Source organism: Bradyrhizobium sp. (assembly GCF_049512235.1).
In the GTDB taxonomy this organism is placed as follows: Bacteria; Pseudomonadota; Alphaproteobacteria; order Rhizobiales; family Xanthobacteraceae; genus Bradyrhizobium.
The window spans coordinates 1-2,568 of the sequence record NZ_JBEKXH010000724.1; the positions used below are offsets into that span (position 1 = coordinate 1).

1 protein-coding gene is annotated in these 2,568 nt (G+C 58.1%); it reads left to right on the plus strand.

All coding sequences use genetic code 11. From position 1 onward, the window contains the following. Positions 1 to 2,538, plus strand: a 2,538-nt coding sequence (locus ABSG20_RS34445; RefSeq protein WP_423868895.1) for an efflux RND transporter permease subunit, incomplete at its 5' end; no start/stop codon positions are given. Between the last annotated feature and the right edge of the window lie 30 nt (positions 2,539 to 2,568).

Here is a 2,568-nt window from a genome sequence, read left to right on the forward strand (position 1 = left end):
ACGCTGCCGTCGGGTACGGCGAAGATCGGAGACATCCAGTATACGGTGCGAACCAACGCGACCCCAGCGACGATCGACGACCTCAACAATATGCCGGTGAAGTTCGCCAACGGCGCCACCATCTTCGTGAAGGATGTGGCCCAGGTCCGAGACGGAGCGCTGGTGCAGGAGAACGTCGTGCGCGAGGACGGTCACCGTTCGGTACTGCTCAGCGTGATCAAGAACGGCAATGCTTCAACGCTGGCGGTTGTCAACGGAGTCAAGAACGCGCTCGATGTCGCGCGCGCCGCCGCCCCGCCCGGCCTCACGATCAGCGAGCTTTTCGACCAGTCGGTATTTGTTAAAAACTCAGTCATCGGCGTGCTGCGCGAGGGCGCTATCGCCGCGGGCCTCACCGCGTTAATGATTCTGGTCTTCCTCGGCTCGTGGCGGTCGACACTGGTAGTGATGATTTCAATTCCGCTGGCGATCCTGTCGTCGCTGATCATGTTGTATTTTATCGGCGAAACTTTGAATACCATGACTCTTGGCGGTCTTGCATTGGCGGTCGGCATCCTGGTTGACGATTCGACTGTCACCATCGAGAATAGCCACCGCCTGTGGACCGAAGAGAACAATTCGCTTTCCTATGCGACGCTGCACGGTGCCGCTGAAATCGCGGTGCCCACGCTGGTGTCGACGCTGGCCATCAGTTGTGTGTTCACGTCGGTTGTTTTCCTTGATGGGCCGGCCAAATACCTCTTCACCCCGCTCGGACTTGCCGTGGTATTTGCGATGTTGGCTTCCTACGGATTGTCGCGGACCCTGACGCCGGTCACTATCGGCCTGCTGCTCAAAGGAGAGCACCGTCATTCGGATACCGACGCTCCCACGGGTGTCTTCTCGCGGCTATCCGCCGCGTTCAACCGCGGCTTCGAGCGCTTGCGCGAGGGATACTCGAAACTCCTCGCGCTGCTGCTTCGCCAGCGGCTCATCGTACCCATCGTCGCCGTCTTGATCGTCGGTCTAGGTGCGGTGATGTTCGAGTTCGTCGGCCGAGATTTTTTTCCGCTGATTGACGCTGGCCAGATCCAGCTTCACGTTCGCGCTCCCCCCGCTACCCGCATCGAATCCACGGAACGGATATTCCAGGCAGTCGAAGACAAGATACGCGAAGTCATTCCAGAAGCGGATCGCGAGCTCATCATTGACAATATCGGACTACCGGCGCGCGTTTATAATTGGGCCTTTGCCGACGGCTCGACCATCGGAATCAATGATGGCGTGATTCTGGTGTCGCTCAAGGATGGCCACAAGCCGACCGCCGCGTACATCAGGAAATTGCGTCAGGTGCTGCCGGCCGCATTCCCCGAGGAAATATTCTATTTCCAGGCGGCCGATATTGTAACGCAAATTCTGAACTTCGGACTACCGGCTCAGATTGATGTCCGTACGGTGGGCCGCGGCCTGAATAATCTCTCGATCGCAAAGGAACTGCGTCGACGGCTTGCCTTCATTCCCGGCATCGTCGATGCCCATCTTCAGCAAGAAGTCGATGCTCCCGCCTTCATGGCGGATATCGACCGGGCTCGGGCCGCGCAACTTGGCCTCAATGCCAGCACGATTGCTACCAATCTCAATGTCAGTCTCAGTTCATCAGAGCAGGTGTCGCCTAACTTCTGGACCGATCCGGCATCAGGCATCCCGTATTACTTTGCGGTGCAAACCCCGGAGCCAAAGGTCAACTCGATGAATGCGCTCTTGAACACTCCGGTTTCCAGCTCGTTGGCAAGAGGCGGTCAGCCGGTCCCGGGCATGCTCAGCAACGTCGCGACGATCAAGCGAGACAAGACAGCAACCAATTCCAGCCAGACCAACATCCAGACCGTTTTTGACGTCTATGCAAGCGTGCAGGGCCGGGATCTCGGCAGCGTCGCGGCAGACATTAGTAAGGTCACGACGGAGCTTCAAAAGGACTTGAAGCCCGGCAATACCATTAAGGTCGTCGGCCAGATCCAGAGCATGAACGACTCATTCCGGGATCTCGGCATCGGCCTGCTGTTCGCAGCGGTACTGGTCTATCTGTTGATGGTGGTCAACTATCAGAATTTTGGCGATCCGTTCGTGGTGATCCTGGCCCTGCCAGCCACGCTCTGCGGGATCGTCACGATGCTGTTCATCACCGGCACCACGCTGAGCGTGCCGTCGCTGATGGGAGCGATCATGTCGATAGGCGTCGCTTCGGCGAACTCGATTCTGCTCGTGACTTTCGCGCGCGAACAACAATTGAAAGGGCACACAGCCTTTGAGGCCGCGCTGAGTGCCGGCCACACGCGAATTCGGCCCGTGCTGATGACAGCCGCCGCAATGATCGTCGGCATGATCCCAATGGCGGTCGGTGGCGCCGGTGAGGAGCAAAACGCTGCGCTTGCACGTGCCGTCATCGGCGGTCTGTTGTTCGCCACACCGACAACCCTGCTGATCGTGCCTTACTTGTTCGCCATGTTGCGCAAAGGTAACGATGGAATATCTCACCACGGCGTGTTCGAGGATGTCTAGACATGAGCGAGATTCGTGTACGGTCGAAAA